The sequence below is a fragment of the Streptomyces sp. NPDC017890 genome (assembly GCF_044328675.1).
Taxonomy (GTDB): Bacteria; Actinomycetota; Actinomycetes; order Streptomycetales; family Streptomycetaceae; genus Streptomyces.
Genome location: NZ_JBIRHU010000021.1, coordinates 131,412 through 150,572, shown reverse-complemented (window position 1 = coordinate 150,572; position 19,161 = coordinate 131,412). Strand labels below are relative to the sequence as shown.

At 71.2% G+C, this 19,161-nt stretch carries 13 protein-coding genes; 8 read left to right on the top strand and 5 right to left on the bottom strand.

Annotated elements, in window-relative coordinates:
- Positions 1–160 precede the first annotated feature (160 nt).
- Together ACH4F2_RS26755 and ACH4F2_RS26750 are read right to left on the bottom strand one after the other, a co-directional pair.
- A complete protein-coding gene (locus ACH4F2_RS26755; protein WP_398135289.1) occupies positions 161–1,063 on the bottom strand; it encodes a tRNA (adenine-N1)-methyltransferase in 903 nt (300 codons plus the stop codon).
- A gap of 58 nt (positions 1,064–1,121) precedes the next feature.
- Entirely contained in the window at positions 1,122–2,924 is a 1,803-nt protein-coding gene (locus tag ACH4F2_RS26750) for a site-2 protease family protein (RefSeq protein WP_398135288.1), read from the bottom strand.
- A 174-nt stretch (positions 2,925–3,098) separates the two neighbouring features.
- Here ACH4F2_RS26750 and ACH4F2_RS26745 point away from each other — a divergent pair, with 174 nt between their 5' ends.
- On the top strand, positions 3,099–4,076 hold the full coding sequence (locus tag ACH4F2_RS26745) for a RecB family exonuclease (RefSeq protein WP_398135287.1): 978 nt from the start codon (positions 3,099–3,101) through the stop codon (positions 4,074–4,076).
- Positions 4,077–4,090: 14 nt separating this feature from the next.
- A complete protein-coding gene (locus tag ACH4F2_RS26740; RefSeq protein ID WP_398135286.1) occupies positions 4,091–4,762 on the top strand; it encodes a response regulator in 672 nt (223 codons plus the stop codon).
- Between the two features lie 97 nt (positions 4,763–4,859).
- Here ACH4F2_RS26740 and ACH4F2_RS26735 read toward each other — a convergent pair whose 3' ends face one another.
- From ACH4F2_RS26735 to metH, 3 genes are all read right to left on the bottom strand, one after another.
- The gene (locus tag ACH4F2_RS26735) at positions 4,860–6,461 is read right to left on the bottom strand and encodes an ABC transporter substrate-binding protein (protein WP_398135285.1); all 1,602 of its coding nucleotides are present in this window, start codon (positions 6,459–6,461) and stop codon (positions 4,860–4,862) included.
- A 443-nt stretch (positions 6,462–6,904) separates the two neighbouring features.
- Positions 6,905–7,606: an HAD family hydrolase gene (locus ACH4F2_RS26730; protein WP_398135284.1), complete on the bottom strand. Its 702-nt coding sequence runs from the start codon at positions 7,604–7,606 to the stop codon at positions 6,905–6,907.
- A 127-nt stretch (positions 7,607–7,733) separates the two neighbouring features.
- Positions 7,734–11,246: a methionine synthase gene (gene metH, locus ACH4F2_RS26725; RefSeq protein ID WP_398135283.1), complete on the bottom strand. Its 3,513-nt coding sequence runs from the start codon at positions 11,244–11,246 to the stop codon at positions 7,734–7,736.
- 604 nt (positions 11,247–11,850) lie between these two features.
- Here metH and ACH4F2_RS26720 point away from each other — a divergent pair.
- The 6 genes from ACH4F2_RS26720 to parJ all read left to right on the top strand — a co-directional run bounded on the left by ACH4F2_RS26720 (position 11,851) and on the right by parJ (position 19,124).
- Positions 11,851–12,615: an IclR family transcriptional regulator gene (locus ACH4F2_RS26720; RefSeq protein WP_398135282.1), complete on the top strand. Its 765-nt coding sequence runs from the start codon at positions 11,851–11,853 to the stop codon at positions 12,613–12,615.
- A gap of 441 nt (positions 12,616–13,056) precedes the next feature.
- The gene (locus tag ACH4F2_RS26715) at positions 13,057–13,851 is read left to right on the top strand and encodes an MIP/aquaporin family protein (RefSeq protein ID WP_398135281.1); all 795 of its coding nucleotides are present in this window, start codon (positions 13,057–13,059) and stop codon (positions 13,849–13,851) included.
- Between the two features lie 84 nt (positions 13,852–13,935).
- Positions 13,936–15,474: a glycerol kinase GlpK gene (glpK, locus tag ACH4F2_RS26710; RefSeq protein WP_398135280.1), complete on the top strand. Its 1,539-nt coding sequence runs from the start codon at positions 13,936–13,938 to the stop codon at positions 15,472–15,474.
- A gap of 8 nt (positions 15,475–15,482) precedes the next feature.
- Positions 15,483–17,099, top strand: coding sequence for an FAD-dependent oxidoreductase (locus ACH4F2_RS26705; protein WP_398135279.1), 1,617 nt, complete (start codon positions 15,483–15,485; stop codon positions 17,097–17,099).
- A 197-nt stretch (positions 17,100–17,296) separates the two neighbouring features.
- Positions 17,297–17,968 (top strand): FadR/GntR family transcriptional regulator, encoded by a 672-nt coding sequence (locus ACH4F2_RS26700; RefSeq protein ID WP_398135278.1) that lies wholly within the window; start codon positions 17,297–17,299, stop codon positions 17,966–17,968.
- Positions 17,969–18,131: 163 nt separating this feature from the next.
- A complete protein-coding gene (gene parJ, locus ACH4F2_RS26695; protein WP_398135277.1) occupies positions 18,132–19,124 on the top strand; it encodes a filament polymerization regulator ParJ in 993 nt (330 codons plus the stop codon).
- Positions 19,125–19,161 lie beyond the last annotated feature (37 nt).

Sequence of the window (19,161 nt, the reverse complement as noted above, 5' to 3'; positions counted from 1 at the left end):
CTCCGGGGGGGGGGGGGGGGGGGGGGGGGGTCGGGGGGGGGGGGGGCCCCCCCCCCCCGCCCGCGCCCCCCCCCCCCGCGGGGGGGGGGGGGGTCGCCCCGGGGGGGCGCCCCCCCCCCCCCCCCCGGCGCCTGTGCGTTGATCGCGGCACGGGGCCGTCTCAGCGGCCGGAGCCTCCGCCGGCGTTGGGGCCGTCGTAGTCCTCGCCGTAGGCGCCCTTGGCGGGGCGGCGGCGGCGCATGGGCGGCTCCACGCCGTCCGCGAGACGGCGGGCGGTCAGCAGGAAGCCGGTGTGGCCGATCATCCGGTGGTCCGGGCGGACGGCCAGTCCCTCGACGTGCCAGTTGCGGATCATCGACTCCCAGGAGGTCGGTTCGTTGAAGGAGCCGATCTCGCGGATGGACTCGACGGTCCGGGCGAGCTGGGTCGTCGTCGCGACGTAGCAGCACAGGATGCCGCCGGGCACGAGTGCCTTGGAGACGGCCTCCAGGCACTCCCAGGGGGCGAGCATGTCGAGGATGACGCGGTCGACGTCGGTGTCGGACAGGTTGTCCTGGAGGTCGCCGACGGTGAGCTGCCAGGCGGGGTGCGGGCCGCCGAAGTAGCGCTCCACGTTCTGCTGGGCGATCTCGGCGAAGTCCTCGCGGCGCTCGTAGGAGTGCAGCATGCCCTGGTCGCCGATGGCGCGCAGCAGGAAGCTGCTGAGGGAGCCGGAGCCCACGCCTGCCTCGACGACGCGTGCGCCGGGGAAGATGTCGGCGAAGGCGAGGATCTGCCCCGCGTCCTTCGGGTAGACGACGGCTGCCCCGCGGGGCATGGACAGGACGTAGTCGGGGAGCAGGGGGCGCAGCGCGAGGTAGGCGACGTTCCCGGTGGTGCGGACAACGCTGCCCTCGGGAGCACCGATCAGTTCGTCGTGGGGGAAGGAACCCTTGTGGGTGTGGAAGTTCTTCCCGGCCTCGAGCGTGAACGTGTAGTGGCGGCCCTTGGGGTCGGTCAGCTGAACCTGGTCCCCGACCTTGAAGGGCCCGCGCCTGCGGGCGGCACCGGTCGGTTCGGACATGTGACCAGCCTACCGGTCCCCGGCGGGGCCGCCGACCACCGCTTCAGGAGCACGGTGCTCAGGAGGGCCGGGCCATGGCCTTGACGAAGGCACGCTCGACGTCGGCCGCGGACAGGACGCCGTAGATCTCGCCGGTCTCCTCGACCACCAGGTACTCGGTCGCGGGGTTGGCGCGCAGGGCGTCCAGGAGTTCCTCGCCGGACAGTTCTGCCGACAGGCGCATGCCGTCGGTGAGGTCCTGGGCGAGGGTGCTGACCGGCACCCACGGGCGGCGGTGTTCGGGTACGCCGACGATGGCGGCCTCGCGGACCAGCGAGACGGGCCTGCCGTCGCCGTCGACGACGACCAGGGCGCGGGCCCCGGAGGCGTTGGCGCGGCGCAGGGCCTCGGAGAGCGGGGTGTCGGCGGGGACGGGGACGGCGCGCCGGGTGAGGGCGCGGGCCCGCAGTTCCGGGAGGTGTTCGCGCAGGCGGGCCATGCGCAGGCTGTTTCCGGCGCCGGTCCAGATGATCGCGGCGAGGATGGCGGCGAGCAGGGCGTCCAGGACGGTGTCCATGCCGACGTCGTCGGCGGCGCCGGAGCCGAGGGACTGGGTGAGCAGTGGCAGGCCGATCAGCACGGCGATGGCGAGCACCCGGCCGACCCAGGCGGCGGCGATCGTGCCGTGCATGGGTTTGCCGGTGATCTTCCAGACGACGGCGCGGAGCATCCGGCCGCCGTCGAGGGGGAGGCCGGGCAGGAGGTTGAAGGCGGCCACGAGGAGATTGGAGACCATCAGGCCGGCCAGCAGGACGCCGGGGACGCTGTCGGGCTCGACGGGCAGCAGTGCGGCGTAGAAGACGCCGGCGAGGACGAGGGAGAGCAGGGGGCCGACGAAGGCCAGGACGAACTCGCGGCCGGGGGTCTCGGCCTCCTTCTCGATCTCGGAGACGCCGCCGAAGAACTGGAGCTGGATGCGGCGGACCGGGAGTTTGAAGCGGAGGGCGGCGACGGTGTGGGCCAGTTCGTGGACGAGGACGGAGGCGTAGAAGGCGACCGCGAAGAAGAGTGAGACCAGGTATCGGGCGGCGCCCAGCTCGGGCAGTACGCGGTCGAGCTGGCCGCCGAACACCCAGGTGATCAGGGCGGCGACCAGGAACCAGCTGGGCGCGACGTACACGGGCACGCCGAAGGGCCGGCCCATGAGCAGTCCGCCCCCGGGCTCCGGCCGCCGCTGCGGTGGCCGTCCCGGACCGGCCCCTGCGTCGGCGTGGGCGTCGGCACGCGGTCGGTCGGCGCGGGTGTGGCGACTGCCGTGGCCGGGCGCGGCGGGTGTGTGGTCGGGGTGGTCGCCGCCGCCGGGGGGCGGGGTGGATCCCCGGTCTTCGGTGCCGTCGCCGGCGGACGGATCCCGTGACGGGGCGGCCGGGCGGTGGGGTGTCTGCGAGTTCGGATACGTGTCCGGGGTTGCGTCGTCCGGGGTGTTCCGCCCGGTCTCGTTCCGTGCGGCGGCGGCTCCCGCGGGGCTCTCCCCCTGCGCCGCGGAGCCCGGTTTCCTGAGGATCAGCGTCTCGGGACCCTGCGTCTCGGGAGCGGGCGCCGGGCGTCCCGCCGTCTCGGGTCCGGGCGGCTGAGTCCCGGGCGTCCGGGGCTCCGGCTGAGTCCCGGGCGTCTGGGGCCCCGGCGTTTTCGGACCCGGGGCGGGCGGGAGGCTCTCGGCGGTCCCGGTCGCCGTTCGGGACTGCTCCTCGGGGCGTTTTCCGGGCGGGCCGGAATCCGCGGGTCCCGGCTGGGCGGCGTCCTCGGCCGGGGGCCCTGCCTGGGGCTCGGCCGACTCGTCGTTGCCGGACCGCGGCTGCCCGCTCCCGCCGCTCACGTCCACGGTGTCCCCTCGTTCGAAGCGTCTCCCCCGCCTGCCGGGCGGGAGGGTCTCCTGTCGATGGTATGCGTCCCTCGCGGTCCGTTCCGCCCCGGCACCCCTGTGCTTCCCTTCCGCCGCACGGGTCACAGCCGCGGGCCGGGGCTGTGTCAGTGGCGGGACGTAAGGTCTGTGGGCATGGAGACGAGCATCGAGGATGTCGCGGAGGACACCGGCGGATCCGCCCCACCGGCGGCGACGGTGACGGACCACGGGGACGCGGCGCCGGACACGGCGGCCGCCACCCCGGCCCCCGCACCCGTGCCCGCGGCGCCCTCCTCGCTCTCGCCCTCCCGGGCCGGCGACTTCATGCAGTGCCCGCTGCTGTACCGGTTCCGGGTCATCGACCGCCTGCCGGAGAAGCCGAGCGAGGCGGCGACGAGGGGCACCCTGGTGCACGCGGTACTGGAGCGGCTCTTCGACGCCCCGGCGGCGGAGCGCACCGCGCCGCGGGCGAAGTCGCTGGTCCCGGGTCAGTGGGACCGGCTGCGGGAGAGCAGGCCGGAGGTCGGTGAGCTGTTCGCCGACGACCCGGAGGGCGAGCGGCTCGCGCGGTGGCTCGGCGAGGCGGAGCGGCTGGTCGAGCGTTGGTTCACCCTGGAGGACCCGAGCCGGCTGGAGCCCGCCGAGCGGGAGCTGTTCGTCGAGGCCGAGCTGGACTCCGGACTGCGGCTGCGCGGCATCATCGACCGGGTCGACGTGGCGCCCACCGGCGAGGTGCGGATCGTCGACTACAAGACGGGCAAGGCACCCCGGCCGCAGTACGCCGAGGGCGCGCTGTTCCAGATGAAGTTCTACGCGCTGGTGGTGTGGCGGCTGAAGAAGGTCGTCCCGCGTCGGCTGCAGCTCGTCTATCTCGGCAGCGGTGATGTGCTCACGTACGACCCGGTCCCCGCCGACCTGGAGCGGGTCGAGCGCAAGCTGCTGGCGCTGTGGGAGGCCATCCGGCTGGCGACCGAGACGGGCGACTGGCGTCCGCGTCCCACGAAGCTGTGCGGCTGGTGCGATCACCAGGCGCACTGCCCGGAGTTCGGGGGTACTCCCCCGCCCTATCCGCTGCCCGTGAGGGCGGCCGACTCCGGTGGCACCGAGCAGGGCAGAATGGGACCGGACTAGCGAAGGAGACTTACGTGGCCATCCGCGTCCTACTGGTCGACGACCAGCCGCTGCTGCGCACAGGCTTCCGGATGATTCTGGAGGCGGAGCAGGACATCGCGGTCGTCGGCGAGGCCGGAGACGGCCTCCAGGCACTCGACCAGGTGCGGGCGCTGCAGCCCGATGTGGTGCTGATGGACATCCGCATGCCGCGGATGGACGGTGTGGAGGCGACCCGGCAGATCACCGGACCCGAGCGGGACGGCCCGGCGAAGGTGCTGGTGCTGACCACCTTCGACCTCGACGAGTACGTGGTGGAGGCGTTGAAGGCGGGCGCCAGCGGGTTCCTGCTGAAGGACGCTCCGGCCAATGAACTGGTGCAGGCGATCCGCGTGGTGGCGAGCGGCGAGGCGATGCTCGCGCCGAGCATCACCAGGCGGCTGCTCGACAAGTACGCCACGCATCTGCCCTCCGGCGAGGAGCCGGTGCCGGACGCGCTGCACACGCTGACGGACCGTGAGGTCGAGGTGCTGAAGCTGGTGGCCCGCGGCCTGTCCAACGCGGAGATCGCCGCCGACCTCTTCGTCAGCGAGACCACCGTCAAGACGCACGTGGGTCATGTGCTGACCAAGCTCGGTCTGCGTGACCGGGTGCAGGCCGCGGTGTACGCGTACGAGAGCGGCCTGGTCCGCCCCGGCGCGCAGTAGGCCGGCTCCGTGTGCGCCGGGGTCGGCGCGTACGAAACCCGAAGGGCGCCCTCTTCCGACGAGAAGAGGGCGCCCTTCGGGTTCTGTCCGGCGGGGGTCAGCCGCTCACGCCCCGGCCCAGCTCCCACAGCTGGAGCGTCGAGGAGGAGTTGAGGGCGTAGGCCGTGCCCGTGATGTCGTCGCGGGCGGCGACGTACTGCTTGCCCTGCCACAGCGGGATCATCGGGGCGTCGATGGCGATGAAGTCCTGGATCCGGGTGAGGCTGTCCGCGGCGGAGAGCCGGTCGGCCTCACGCCGGGACTCGGGGATCAGGGTGTTGATGATCTCCGGGTTCGCGTACGGCGAGTTGAGGGTGTTGTCCTTGTCGAGGAACGGCGCGAGGAAGCTGTCCGCGTCCGGGAAGTCGGGGAACCATCCCATGCCGAAGACGTCGTACTCGCCCTTCAGCTCCGCCGGGCGGAACTTCTCCCAGGGCGTGCCCTGGATGTCGACGTCGAAGAGACCGCTGTCGTTCAGCTGCTTCTGAAGCTGCTCGAACTCCTGCTTGGTCGCGGCACCGTAGTGGTCCGTCGTGTAGTGCATCGTGAACTTCACCGGAGTGGTGACGCCCGCGTCCTCCAGCACGGCCTTGGCCTTGGCGACGCTCGGGTCGCCGTACGTGTTGAAGAACGAGTTGGAGTGCCCGGTGATGCCGGCCGGGACCATCGAGTAGAGCGGCTCGGCCTGGGAGCCGTAGACCCCGGAGACGAGTTCACTGCGGTTGATGACCTGGGCCACCGCCTTGCGGACGGCCTTGTCCTTCACCGTCGGCGCGTCCGTGTTGAAGGCCAGGTACCGGATCTCGAGGCCGGCCACCTCGACCAGGTCGACGTCGCCGTCCGTGGCCTTGGAGAGCTTCTGGATCTGGTCCGGCGTCATCGCACGGGTCATCAGGTCGATGTCGCCCTTGTCGAGCGCCTCGCCCATGGCCTCCGCGTCGCCGAACGACACGATCTCGACCTTGTCGTTGTTCACCTTCAGGCTCCCCTTGTAGTCGGGGTTCTTGGTGAACACGGCCTTGGTCAGTGCGCCGTCCTTGACCTCGGCCTTCATGGTGTACGGACCGGAGCCGTCCAGTTCGAAGCCCTCGCGCAGCTTCTCCTTGGGGTAGTCGTCCTTGTTGACGATGCCCGCGACCGGGGTCGACAGCTTGAACGGGAAGGTGGCGTCGGCGGTCTTGAGGTGGAAGATGACCTCGCGGTCGCCCTGCGTCTCGATGGTGTCGATGGTCGACAGGAGCGCGAACACCAGGCTGTCGGCCTCGAGGGACAGGGCGCGCTCGATGGAGAACTTCACGTCCTCCGCGGTGATGGCGTCGCCGTTGGCGAACTTCAGGCCGTCACGCAGGGTGCAGGAGTAGCGCTCGTTGCCGGTGTCGGTGAATCCGCACTGCTGGGCGGCCTCGGGTACGGGCTCACCGTCGCCGCGGGGCTGGATCATCAGGGTCTGCGTGGTCTGACGCAGGATGTTCCAGGAGCCGACATCGTAGGCGTACGCCGGATCGAGGGGCGCGGGTGCCTCCTTCGAGGCGGTGAACCGGTCCGTGGTGCCGACGACGATCGCATCCCCGCCGCTGCCGCTGTCGGACCCGCCGCAGGCGGCGAGCACCGGCGCGAGCAGGCCGACGACGGCCGGCAGCACCAAAGTCTTGCGGTTCATGCTCGAGTTTCTCCAGAGCTGTCGGTCCGTGTATCCGGCATGCAGGGGTGTCGCGGCGGATCACGGGGGTAGTGGCCGATGTTCTCGCGACGAGATTAGTCCGCGCCCGCAGGGGGGTTCGCAGCCACCGGAGTTGAGGCCTCATCACAGAGCGAAACCGGGCGTGGACACACCGAAAACCCGACAGCGGAAGGATTGGTGCAGCATTTCATCAATCAGGACACATGGGCGCCTCGACAACGTTCGCCAGGAGCGAGGCAGCACAGCCACGACCCCCTGTCGACCCCCGGGAACGTGGCGAACGTCACACATGGGCGTTCGCTGACATGTACCGGAATTCGGCCATCCGGAGCGGCGGAATTCGCCCGCGCCCGTTCCCCGCGTTGCCTCGCACAGCCGTTTCCGGAATTCCCGTGGAACGCCGCTGCACGCTGGGTGAACGCCTAGCGCATTTGCGTCATCAGTCCGCGCAGAAATGTCAGGTCGACGTCTTCCAGTGAGCCGACCACCGTGCGCCGGGTGGCCGGGGTGATGGGGGCGACCGAGGGCACCGCCACGACGTGGCAGCCGGCGGCCTCGGCGGCGGCGACCCCGGTCGCGGTGTCCTCGACGACGGCACACCGGGCCGGGTCCACGCCGAGTCCGGCCGCGGCGGCCAGGTACGGGTCCGGGTGGGGCTTGGTGCGCGGCACCTCGTCGCCGGCGACGGTGAGGCCGAAGTGCTGGGGGCCCAGCGAGGTCAGCACGCGGTCGATGATGCGCCGGTGCGAGGCGGAGACCAGGGCTGTGGGAATCTCGTGCGCGGAGAGCTCCGCGAGCAGCCGGGCGGCTCCCGGCATGAGCGGCAGGGTACGGCCGATGCGCTTCTCGAAGCCGTCGTTGAGCAGCACGCTGAGTTCGGCGAGCGAGATGGCCGCCCCGGTGGCCTCGATCAGGAATCCCGCGCTGCGGCTCATCGGGCCGCCGACGACCACGTGGCGCCAGGAGTCGTCGAGGGTGTGGCCGAGGGAGGCGAAGACCTCGACCTCGACGTCCCACCAGAAGCCCTCGGTGTCCACCAGGGTGCCGTCCATGTCGAGCAGCACGGCCTGCAGGGCGGAGCCTTCGGCCGTACGGGTTCCGAGCGCGGGGACCGTACTGGTCATCCACGTACCTCCTTGAGGGACGGTCAGGCCGGCTCCCACGAAGGGAACCGGCCTGCAGTGGACCGACCAGTGTACGTCGCGCGGGACGAGAACGCCTGATGTGACCCGTGGGCGGGCTCCGAGGGCCTCAGCGGGCGTTGAAGTACTTCGCCTCGGGGTGGTGGATCACGATGGCGTCGGTGGACTGCTCGGGGTGGAGCTGGAACTCCTCGGACAGGTGGACGCCGATGCGTTCCGGCTGGAGCAGGTCGGCGATCTTGGCGCGGTCCTCCAGGTCCGGGCAGGCGCCGTAGCCGAGGGAGAAGCGGGCGCCCCGGTACTTCAGGGCGAACATGTCCTCCATCCGGGCCGGGTCCTCCCCGGCGAAACCGAGCTCGGAGCGCACGCGCGCGTGCCAGTACTCGGCGAGGGCCTCGGCGAGCTGTACGGACAGGCCGTGCAGTTCGAGGTAGTCGCGGTAGGCGTTGGCCTCGAACATGCGGGCCGTCTCCTCGCCGATCCGGGAGCCGACGGTGACGACCTGGAAGCCGACGACGTCCCTCTCGCCGGACTCCTCCGGGCGGAAGAAGTCGGCCAGGCACAGGCGCCGGCCGCGGCGCTGGCGCGGGAAGGTGAACCGGGTGCGCTCGTTGCCGTCGTCGTCGAGGACGATCAGGTCGTCGTCCTTGGAGACGCACGGGAAGTAGCCGTAGACCACGGCCGCCTCCAGCAGGTTCTCCGTCTGGAGCCGGTCCAGCAGCCCGCGCAGCCTCGGCCGGCCCTCGGACTCGACCAGTTCCTCGTACGAGGGGCCCTCGCCGGTACGGGCCTGCTTCAGGCCCCACTGCCCCTTGAACAGGGCGCCCTCGTCCAGCCAGGACGCGTACTCCTTGAGCTGGATGCCCTTGACCACGCGGGTGCCGCGGAAGGGCGGGGTCGGTACGGGGTTGTCGGTGGCGACGTCGGAGCGGACGTGGCCCTCCTCGGGGCGCTCCTCGATCTCCACGGTGGCCGCGCGGACCCGGCGCTGGCGCAGTTCGGGCAGTTTCGCGCCGGGCACTCCGCGCTTGATGCCGATCAAGGCGTCCATCAGGCGCAGGCCCTCGAAGGCGTCGCGGGCGTAGCGGACCTCGCCGTCGTAGATCTCGTGGAGGTCCTGCTCGACGTAGGCGCGGGTGAGGGCCGCGCCGCCGAGGATGACGGGGTAGTCGGCGGCCAGCCCCCGCTGGTTGAGCTCCTCCAGGTTCTCCTTCATGATCACGGTGGACTTGACCAGGAGCCCGGACATGCCGATGACGTCGGCGCGGTGCTCGTCGGCCGCCTCGAGGATCGCGGAGACCGGCTGCTTGATGCCGAGGTTGACGACGTTGTAGCCGTTGTTGGAGAGGATGATGTCGACGAGGTTCTTGCCGATGTCGTGCACGTCGCCGCGGACGGTGGCCAGCACGATGGTGCCCTTGCCGTCGTCGTCGGTCTTCTCCATGTGCGGCTCCAGGTGGGCCACCGCGGTCTTCATGACCTCGGCGGACTGGAGCACGAACGGCAGCTGCATCTGGCCGGAGCCGAACAGCTCACCGACCACCTTCATGCCGTCGAGGAGGGTCTCGTTGACGATGTCGAGGGCCGGACGCTCCGTCAGGGCCTCGTCGAGGTCCTGTTCCAGGCCGTTCTTCTCACCGTCGATGATGCGGCGCTTGAGGCGCTCGTCCAGTGGGAGGGCGGCCAGTTCCTCGGACTTGGACGCCCGCAGCGACTTGGCCGTGGCGCCCTCGAAGAGGGCCATGAGCTTCTGCAGCGGGTCGTAACCCTCGCGGCGGCGGTCGTAGATCAGGTCCAGGGCGGTGGTGACCTGCTCCTCGTCGAACCGCGCGATCGGCAGGATCTTGCTCGCGTGCACGATCGCCGAGTCCAGGCCGGCCTTGACGCACTCGTCCAGGAACACGGAGTTGAGCAGGATGCGGGCGGCCGGGTTGAGACCGAAGGAGATGTTCGACAGACCGAGGGTGGTCTGCACGTCCGGGTGGCGCCGCTTCAGTTCGCGGATGCCCTCGATGGTGGCGACGCCGTCGCCCCGGGACTCCTCCTGGCCGGTGCAGATGGTGAACGTCAGGCAGTCGACGAGGATGTCCGACTCGTGGATGCCCCAGTTGCCCGTCAGGTCGTCGATCAGCCGTTCGGCGATCTCGACCTTCTTCTCGGCGGTGCGGGCCTGGCCCTCCTCGTCGATGGTCAGGGCGATCAGCGCGGCACCGTGCTCCTGCGCCAGCCGGGTGACCTTCGCGAACCGGGAGTCGGGGCCTGCGCCGTCCTCGTAGTTGACCGAGTTGATGACCGCGCGGCCGCCGAGCTTCTCCAGCCCGGCGCGCACGACGTCGACCTCGGTGGAGTCCAGCACGATCGGCAGCGTCGACGCGGTCGCGAAACGCCCGGCGAGCTCCTCCATGTCGGCCACGCCGTCGCGGCCCACGTAGTCCACGCACAGGTCCAGCATGTGCGCGCCCTCGCGGATCTGGTCGCGGGCCATCTCCACGCAGTCGTCCCAGCGGCCCTCCAGCATGGCCTCACGGAACTTCCTCGACCCGTTGGCGTTCGTCCGCTCACCGATGGCCAGGTAGGAGGTGTCCTGCCGGAACGGCACGCTCTGGTAGAGGGAGGCCGCGCCCGGCTCGGGACGCGGGTGGCGCTCGGTGGGGGCGGTGCCCCGCACCCGTTCCACGACCTGGCGCAGGTGCTCGGGCGTGGTGCCGCAGCAGCCGCCGACCAGGGACAGTCCGTACTCGCGTACGAAGGTCTCCTGTGCGTCGGCCAGCTCGGAAGCGGTCAGCGGGTAGTGGGCGCCGTCCTTGCCCAGGACCGGCAGGCCGGCGTTGGGCATGCAGGACAGCGGGATCCGGGAGTGGCGGGCGAGGTAGCGCAGGTGCTCGCTCATCTCCGCCGGGCCGGTCGCGCAGTTCATGCCGATCATGTCGATGCCCAGCGGCTCCAGCGCGGTCAGCGCGGCGCCGATCTCCGAGCCCAGCAGCATCGTGCCGGTCGTCTCCACCGTCACCGAGCAGATCACCGGCAGGTCGAGGCCCAGGGCGTCCAGGGCGCGCCGGGCGCCGAGCACGGAAGCCTTGGTCTGCAGCAGGTCCTGCGTCGTCTCCACCAGCAGCGCGTCCGCGCCGCCCGCGACCAGGCCCTCCGCGTTGCGCTGGTAGGCGTCCCGCAGAACCGTGTACGGGGCGTGGCCGAGGGTGGGGAGCTTGGTGCCCGGGCCGATGGAACCGAGCACCCAGCGTTGCCGGCCGTCGCGCGCGGCGAACTCGTCGGCGACCTCACGGGCCACCCGGGCGCCGGCCTCCGACAGCTCGTGGACACGCTCGGGAATGTCGTACTCGGCCAGCGCGGAGTGGTTGGCGCCGAAGGTGTTGGTCCCCACGCAGTCGACGCCGGCGGCGAAGTACTCCTCGTGCACCGAGCGCACGATGTCCGGCCGGGTCTGGTTCAGGACCTCGTTGCACCCTTCCAGCTGCTGGAAATCGTCCAGCGAGGGGTTCTGCGCCTGGAGCATGGTGCCCATCGCGCCGTCGGCGACCACCACACGGGTGGCGAGCGCCTCGCGAAGGGCGGACACACGGGTCCGGGTGTCGGCGGACGGGGTGGACGGCGACGAGGCCATGAAGGGGCTCCCTAGGATGCGACGGCTGTCGGCTTTGCGCTGCCCGGTGCCGTCCGCAGGGAACGTCCGGGGGAGAACGCACGTCGCCAGGGTAGCCGGGACCGGGGGCGGATGGTCGGGGGCGTCCACGAGACGGACGAGTACGGCGGGGCGGGTGCCCGCCGAAGGGGTGACCTTTCGGCGTTCCGGAACGGGCCGGCTCCGGGGGCGAGCCGGGGACGGGCCGAGCGTGAGCCACGAACAGGCCGAGTACGGGAGGAGGGCGCGCCACGGCAGGCCGAGAGCGAGGCGGGACCGAGCCACGGACAGGGCCGGACAGGGGCCGAAGCCCAGCCGCAAAGGGGCAGGGAACGGTCGGAGGGGGCGGCGGGCGTGCCGGGAACGGGCCGGAGGCGGCCACGCGGAGGGAGTGCCGGGACGGGGGCTGCCCGGGTCCCCCCGCCGGTGTCCGAGGAGGGTCCCGGCCACCGGGGCGTGGCGGAAGTGCGACAGTTGCCCGCCGACCATTAGCGGGAGGTCGGCATCGACCGGTAGTGTTCGGCATTGCCGAACGGCGTCAGCGACGCCGAGGTCGGCAGTCGAAGGGGACGGAGGCAGTACGTCGATGGCACGGAACATCCAGTCGCTCGAGCGGGCGGCCGCGATGCTGCGCCTGCTCGCGGGCGGCGAGCGGCGGCTCGGCCTGTCGGACATCGCCTCGTCGCTGGGTCTGGCCAAAGGTACCGCCCACGGCATCCTGCGCACCCTCCAGCAGGAGGGCTTCGTCGAGCAGGACGACGCCTCCGGGCGCTACCAGCTGGGCGCCGAGCTGCTGCGCCTGGGCACGACGTACCTCGACGTGCACGAACTGCGGGCGCGCGCCCTGGTGTGGACGGACGACCTGGCCCGGTCGAGCGGCGAGAGCGTCCACCTCGGTGTCCTGCACCAGCGGGGCGTCCTGATCGTGCACCACGTCTTCCGGCCCGACGACAGCCGGCAGGTGCTGGAGATCGGGGCCATGCAACCGCTGCACTCCACGGCGCTGGGCAAGGTGCTGTCCGCGTACGACCCGGTCGCGCACAGCGAGGCCCTGGAGGCCGACCGCACGGCGTACACGGACCGGACCGTCTGCGAACCGGACGGCTTCGAACACATCCTGGACATCACGCGCGCGCGTGGCTACGCCGCCGACGTCGAGGAGACCTGGGACGGCATCGCCTCCATCGCCGCCCCCATCCACGACCGCCGGCGCATGCCGGTCGGCGCGGTCGGCATCACCGGGGCCGTGGAACGGCTGCGCCGGGACGGCGAGCTGCGGCCCGAGCTGGTCGCGGCCGTACGGGACTGCGCCCGCGCCGTGTCGCGGGACCTGGGCGCCGGGCGGTTCTAGGAGCGCCCCGGGCACGGACACACCCGGTATAGCGGCACACCGACACACCCGGGACCGGGATGCCGGCACACCGACACACCCGGGGACCGGGATGCCGGACGGCGTCCCGGTCCTTCCGCATGCTCCGAAGCGGCCGGCCGGCAGGCCGCTCGGGAGCGGCGTAGCGGGCATGCCGCCCGAAGGTCCGCACGCCCTGCCTCGGGAACCGATAGCCCACGTCGATCAATAACGATCGTGTTTTCGATAACAGAGCTCTTGACGCATGCCTGACGCCGAGACGAGACTCGCGTCCATCGGTCGGCATTGTCGAACACCTACCGGCAATACGCGTTAGAGTGTGACAACGCCAAGGGCCGCCATCGCTCTCACACGAGGGCGCCAGAACACCCGGAGGGACCCGGGAGTTCGGCTTTCCCTGGACGAAGGACAAAGGAGTCGCGGGTGTCCAGCTCCGACATCTTCATCGGCGAGACCATTGGTACCGCCATACTCATCCTGCTCGGCGGCGGCGTGTGTGCCGCCGTGACGCTCAAGGCCTCCAAGGCGCGCAACGCCGGCTGGGTCGCCATCGCCCTCGGGTGGGGCTTCGCCGTCATGACGGCCGCGTACATCTCCACCCCGCTCTCCGGCGCCCACCTCAACCCGGCCGTGACGGTCGGCATCGCGATCAAGGACAGTGACTGGAGCAACGTCCCCACCTACTTCGCGGGGCAACTCCTCGGCGCCATGATCGGCGCGGTCCTGGTCTGGGTCACCTACTACGGCCAGTTCCAGGCCCACCTCACCGACCGGGAGATCGTCGGCGGCCCGGACGCGCGGGACACGACGGCCAAGTCGGTCGAGGCCCAGGAGAAGGGCGCCGGCCCCGTCCTGGGCGTCTTCTCCACCGGCCCCGAGATCCGCAACGCGGTGCAGAACCTCGCCACCGAGATCATCGGCACCTTCGTCCTGCTGCTCGCCATCCTCACCCAGGGCCTCAACGACGAGGGCAACGGCCTCGGCACCCTGGGCGCCCTGATCACCGCGTTCGTGGTGGTCTCGATCGGCCTGTCCCTCGGTGGCCCGACGGGCTACGCGATCAACCCGGTCCGCGACCTCGGTCCGCGCATCGTGCACGCCCTGCTGCCCCTGCCCAACAAGGGCGGCTCCGACTGGTCCTACGCCTGGGTCCCGGTCGTCGGTCCGCTGATCGGCGGCGCGATCGCCGGAGGTGTCTACAACGTCGCGTTCGCCTGAGCGGCCTTCCGCTCGGCCATCATCGAGCCGCAGAACACGCGCCGTACGCACCGGCCCCACACCACGGAACCCCAGGAGCACACAGTGACCGACGCTCACACCGCCGGACCCTTCATCGCCGCGATCGACCAGGGCACGACCTCCTCCCGCTGCATCGTCTTCGACCGGGACGGGCGCATCGTCTCCGTCGACCAGAAGGAACACGAGCAGATCTTCCCCAAGCCGGGCTGGGTCGAGCACGACGCCGCCGAGATCTGGACCAACGTCCAGGAGGTCGTCGCCGGGGCGATCGAGAAGGCCGGCATCACCCGCGACGACATCAAGGCCATCGGCATCACCAACCAGCGCGAGACCACCCTCGTCTGGGACAGGAACACCGGTGAGCCCGTCCACAACGCCATCGTCTGGCAGGACACCCGCACCGACGCCCTGTGCCGCGAGCTCGGCCGCAACGTCGGCCAGGACCGCTTCCGCCGCGAGACCGGCCTCCCCCTCGCCTCCTACTTCGCCGGGCCCAAGGCCCGCTGGCTGCTCGACAACGTCGACGGCCTGCGCGAGCGCGCCGAGGCGGGCGACCTGCTCTTCGGCACCATGGACACCTGGGTCATCTGGAACCTGACCGGCGGGGTGAACGGCGGCAAGCACGTCACCGACGTCACCAACGCCTCCCGCACCCTGCTGATGAACCTGCACACCATGCAGTGGGACGAGCGGATCGCGGAGTCGATCGGCGTGCCGGTCCAGATGCTTCCCGAGATCCGCTCCTCCGCCGAGGTCTACGGCGAGATCAAGGGCGGCAGACTGGGCGAGCTGCTCGGCGGCATCCCGGTCGCCTCCGCGCTCGGCGACCAGCAGGCGGCCCTGTTCGGCCAGACCTGCTTCTCCGAGGGCGAGACCAAGTCGACGTACGGCACCGGCACCTTCATGGTGATGAACACCGGTGACAAGCTCATCAACTCCTACTCGGGCCTGCTGACCACGGTCGGCTACAAGATCGGCGACCAGGACACGGTCTACGCCCTGGAGGGCTCGATCGCCGTCACCGGTTCGCTGGTGCAGTGGATGCGCGACCAGATGGGCCTGATCTCCACCGCCGCCGAGATCGAAACCCTGGCGATGCAGGTCGAGGACAACGGCGGCGCCTACTTCGTGCCGGCCTTCTCCGGCCTGTTCGCCCCGTACTGGCGCTCCGACGCCCGCGGTGTGATCGCCGGTCTCACCCGGTACGTCACCAAGGCGCACCTCGCGCGCGCCGTGCTGGAGGCCACCGCCTGGCAGACGCGGGAGATCGCGGACGCCATGACGAAGGACTCCGGCGTGGAGCTGACCGCCCTCAAGGTCGACGGCGGCATGACCTCCAACAACCTGCTGATGCAGACCCTCGCCGACTTCGTGGACGCCCCCGTGGTGCGCCCGATGGTCGCCGAGACCACCTGCCTCGGCGCCGCCTACGCCGCCGGCCTGGCCGTCGGCTTCTGGAACAGCACCGACGACCTGCGCGCCAACTGGCGTCGGGCCGCCGAGTGGACCCCCCGCATGGACGCGGACATCCGCGACCGTGAGTACAAGAGCTGGCTCAAGGCCGTCGAGCGGACCATGGGCTGGCTCGAGGACGAGGAGTAAGAACCGCAATGACCACTCAGTCCACCCTGCAGACCGTGCCTGCCCTGGGTACGCACCCGGCCTCCGGCTCGAACCCGAGCCGGGCCGAGACCCGGGAGCAGCTCTCCAAGGCGTCGTACGACCTTCTCGTGATCGGCGGCGGCATCCTGGGCATCTCCACCGCCTGGCACGCCGCGCAGTCCGGCCTCAGGGTGGCCGTGGTCGACGCCGGCGACTTCGCCGGCGCCACCTCCTCCGCCTCCTCCAAGCTGCTCCACGGCGGGCTGCGCTACCTGCAGACCGGCGCGGTGAAGCTGGTGGCGGAGAACCACTTCGAGCGCCGTGCGGTCTCCCGCCAGGTGGCCCCCCACCTGGCGAACCCGCTCACCTTCTACCTCCCCGTGTACAAGGGCGGGCCGCACGGCGCGGCGAAGCTCGGCGCCGGTGTCTTCGCGTACTCGGCGCTCTCCGCCTTCGGTGACGGCGTCGGCCACCTGCTCTCCCCGGCCAAGGCCGCGCAGGACGTGCCGGAGCTGCGCACCGACAACCTCAAGGCCGTGGCCGTGTACGGCGACGACCAGATGAACGACGCCCGCATGGCGCTGATGACCGTCCGCGCGGCGGTCGACTCCGGCGCGGTCGTCCTCAACCACGCCGAGGTGACCGGTCTGCGCTTCACCAAGGGCCGGGTCACCGGCGCCGAGCTGAAGGACCGGCTGACCGGTGACGAGTTCGGGGTCAGTGCCCGCCTGGTGCTCAACGCCACCGGCCCCTGGGTCGACCACCTGCGCCGGATGGAGGACCCGAACGCGGCCCCGTCCATCCGCCTGTCCAAGGGCGCGCACCTGGTGCTCAAGCGCACCGCGCCCTGGAAGGCCGCGCTGGCGACCCCGATCGACAAGTACCGGATCACCTTCGCCCTCCCCTGGGAGGACATGCTGCTCCTCGGCACGACCGACGAGGAGTTCGAGGGCGACCCGGCGGACGTCGCGGTCAACGACAAGGACATAGCCCAGATCCTCGACGAGGCCGCGTTCTCCATCCGCGACCAGCAGCTCGACCGGGACCTGATCACATACTCCTTCGCGGGTCTGCGCGTGCTCCCGGGCGGCCCCGGTGACACCGCGAAGGCCAAGCGCGAGACGGTCGTCAGCGAGGGCCGGGGCGGCATGCTGTCCGTCGCGGGCGGCAAGTGGACCACCTTCCGCCACATCGGCCGTACGGTGATGAAGAAGCTGGAGGCGCTGCCGGGCCACCCCTTGGGCGACGACTTCGAGCCGATCGCGTCGCTGCCGAAGAAGCTGCCGCTGCCGGGCGTCGCCAACCCGCGCGCGGTGGCGCACCGGCTGCTGGTGGACGGCCCGGCGCCCGGCCCGCGCATGGCGGCGGACACCGCCAGGCACCTGGCCACGCACTACGGCTCGCTGGCCTTCGACATCGCGCGCCTGGCCAACGACAACCCTGAGCTGGCCCAGCGCGTCCACCCCGACGCCCCGGAGATCTGGGCTCAGGTCGTGTGGGCCCGGGACCACGAATGGGCCGAGACGCCGGACGACGTGCTGCGCCGGCGGACGACGCTGACGATCCGCGGTCTGGCCACCGAGGACGTCCGTGCGAAGGTCCAGGACCTGCTCGACAAGAAGTAGGACCCGGAGCAGACCGGAAGCAGGACCGGTCACCGGTGCAGCGGGAGGCGGCGGCTCCACGCCGATGGAACCGCCGCCTCCCGCACAAACCTCCCGCACGTGCCTCCCGCACGTGCCTCCCGCGCGGCGTTCACCCCCCATAATGGCGTGAGACATCGGATGTCTGAGCACGTCTTCGAAGCACAGGGAGGTCGGCCGTGGCGGTCACCGACGAGGCGATCGAGAAGATCAAGGGCATGATCGTCTCCGGCGCGCTGCGGCCCGGCGACCGGCTGCCCAAGGAGAGCGAGCTCGCCGCCGGCCTCGGACTGTCCCGCAACTCCCTGCGCGAGGCCGTACGCGCCCTGTCCCTGATCCGGATCCTGGACGTGCGGCAGGGCGACGGGACCTACGTCACCAGTCTGGATCCGCAGCTCCTGCTGGAAGCCATCGGCTTCGTCGTCGACTTCCACCGGGACGACACGGTGCTGGAGTTCCTCGCCGTGCGCCGCATCCTGGAGCCGGCCGCGACCGCGCTGGCTGCCGCCCGGATCAGTGAGCGGGAACTGGACGCGCTCGGTGCCCGGTTGGACGCCCTCGGCGCCGAACCGTCGGTGGAGGAACTGGTCGCCTGCGACGTGGAGTTCCACCGGGGCATCGTGGGAGCGTCGGGCAACTCGGTGCTGTGCTCCCTCCTCGACGGTCTGTCCGGTCCCACGACGCGCGCCCGCCTGTGGCGCGGACTCACCCAGGAGGACGCGGTCAGCCGCACCCTCCACGAGCACCGCGCGATCCTCGCCGCACTGCGCGACCGGGACGCGGAGGCGGCACGCTCGTGGGCGACGGTGCACATCGCGTCCGTGGAGCAGTGGCTGCGCTCCACTCTCTGATCCGGTTCCGGGCCGGCTCCGATCCGGTGGCGGCGGCGGGTGTCCGGCCGCCGGTAACGGGGCAGTGATGCGTTCACTCCCCCGTGCGAGGGGGCTGCGGGCGGCCCCTCGGCACGCCGTAAGGTTGGGGGGTACGCGAGGGCACGTCGGAAGGAGGCACTGGGTGATCGAGCTCGAGGGGGTTCCCGAGCTGGTCGACCCGGTCATGGTGGCCGCGTTCGAGGGCTGGAACGACGCCGGCGACGCCGCCTCCACCGCGGTCGCGCATCTCGACCGGGAGTGGAAGGGCGAGGTGTTCGCGGCGCTGGACGCCGAGGACTACTACGACTTCCAGGTCAACCGTCCCACGGTGTTCATGGAAGCGGGCGTCCGCAAGATCACGTGGCCGACGACGAGGCTGTCGGTGATCCGGGTCGGCGGTGACAAACCGCGGGACCTCGTGCTCGTCCGCGGCATCGAGCCGTCCATGCGCTGGCGCTCGTTCTGCAACGAGCTGCTGGGCTTCGCCCACGAGCTGGGCGTCGAGCTGGTGGTCGTCCTGGGCGCCCTGCTGGGCGACACCCCGCACACCCGTCCGGTCCCGGTCAGCGGCACCACGTCGGACGCCGACCTGGCCCGGCGCATGGACCTGGAGGAGACCAAGTACGAGGGGCCCACGGGCATCGTCGGCATCCTCCAGGAGGCGTGCACGCACGCGGGTGTACCGGCCGTCTCGCTGTGGGCCGCGGTGCCGCACTACGTGTCGCAGCCGCCGAACCCGAAGGCCACGCTGGCCCTGCTGAACCGGCTGGAGGACCTCATCGACGTACGCATCCCGCTGGGCGAACTGCCCGAGGACGCGCGCGCCTGGCAGGTGGGGGTGGACCAGCTGGCCGCCGAGGACAGCGAGGTCGCCGAGTACGTCCAGTCGCTGGAGGAGGCCCGGGACACCGCGGAGCTGCCGGAGGCGTCGGGCGAGGCGATCGCCCGGGAGTTCGAGCGGTATCTGCGGCGACGGGACGGCTCCGGGCCGGGTGGTCCGGGTGGCCACGCCACGGCCGACGGCGGTGAGGGCCCGCCCGGAACGCCGTATCTGCGGGACAGTCCCAGCGGCCGTACGCGTCCGCCGAAGCCGCCGAAGGCGAACGGGGACGACGAGGAGTCGTCGGAGGACTGAACATACGGGGACGGGGGCGCTTCCCGGCGGGAAGCGC